3 protein-coding genes are annotated in these 922 nt (G+C 36.9%); all 3 read left to right on the forward strand.

Annotation, left to right across the window (positions count from 1 at the left end; genetic code table 11):
- Nucleotides 1–108: 108 nt before the first annotated feature.
- The gene (locus tag AB3H90_RS14350) at nucleotides 109–333 is read left to right on the forward strand and encodes a hypothetical protein (RefSeq protein WP_081122927.1); all 225 of its coding nucleotides are present in this window, start codon (nucleotides 109–111) and stop codon (nucleotides 331–333) included.
- Nucleotides 330–527: a phage holin gene (locus AB3H90_RS14355; RefSeq protein WP_002319084.1), complete on the forward strand. Its 198-nt coding sequence runs from the start codon at nucleotides 330–332 to the stop codon at nucleotides 525–527. The genes AB3H90_RS14350 and AB3H90_RS14355 overlap by 4 nt, the downstream gene beginning before the upstream one ends.
- 10 nt (nucleotides 528–537) lie before the next feature.
- On the forward strand, nucleotides 538–922 hold a 385-nt coding region (locus tag AB3H90_RS14360; protein ID WP_368016918.1), incomplete at its 3' end, for an N-acetylmuramoyl-L-alanine amidase.

Consider the following 922-nt stretch of genomic DNA (forward strand, 5'->3'; position numbering starts at 1 on the left):
GATAACTAATGAATGTGCATTACGGAAGAAGAAGCAGATAAAATTATTAATAAAGAAAATTAAGGCATGCTCCATGGAGTATGTTTTTTGTTGGAAAGTTGGTGAAGTATGAGTATTGATGCGATTATTTCTGCTTTAAGTATTGCAGGAACATTGGTTGGTACGTTTGCAGGCATTGTTTTTTCAAACAAACTGACCATTTATCGAATTGAACAATTGGAGAAAAAAGTTGAAAAGCATAACCATATTGTTGAACGGACTTTTCTATTAGAAGGACGGATGAATGAAGCAGAACATGATATTCAGGAAATGAAAGGAGGCGAGAAGAAATGATTTTACCCGATAAATATTATCAAATTATTAAATGGACAGTTTTAACAGTATTGCCAGCTGCATCTGTATTAGTAGCGACGTTAGGGAAAGCATATGGATGGAATGGAACAGATATGACAGTACTCACTATCAATGCAGTAGCAACATTTTTAGGCGTTATCACTGGTGTGTCGGCTTATAATTTAAAAAAATAGGAGGAAACAAATGAAGAAGAAAATTACTATTACTGCGATGAGCCTATTAACGGCTCTTTTTTTATTGCCAATTAATGGGTTCGCCTATACGATTAACAATGAATTTAATTTGGGTCCAAACGAAGGTAGCTCACAAGTAGCAAATAATCAGTACATTTTACTGCATGAGACGGCTAACGAAACAGCAACAGGACGAAATGAAGCGCAGTATATGAAACGTTCGTGGACTAGTGCTTATACCGCTTATATTGTGGGAGACGGCGGAATTGTTTACCAAGTCGGTCAACCTGGTTATGTACAGTACGGTGCTGGTTCGTATGCTAATGCCAACAGTCCTGTGCAGATTGAGTTACAGCACACACATGATAAAGCAACGTTTGAGAAAAACTACAAGT

This window comes from Enterococcus sp. C63, from assembly GCF_040887215.1.
Taxonomy (GTDB): domain Bacteria; phylum Bacillota; class Bacilli; order Lactobacillales; family Enterococcaceae; genus Enterococcus_B; species Enterococcus_B hirae.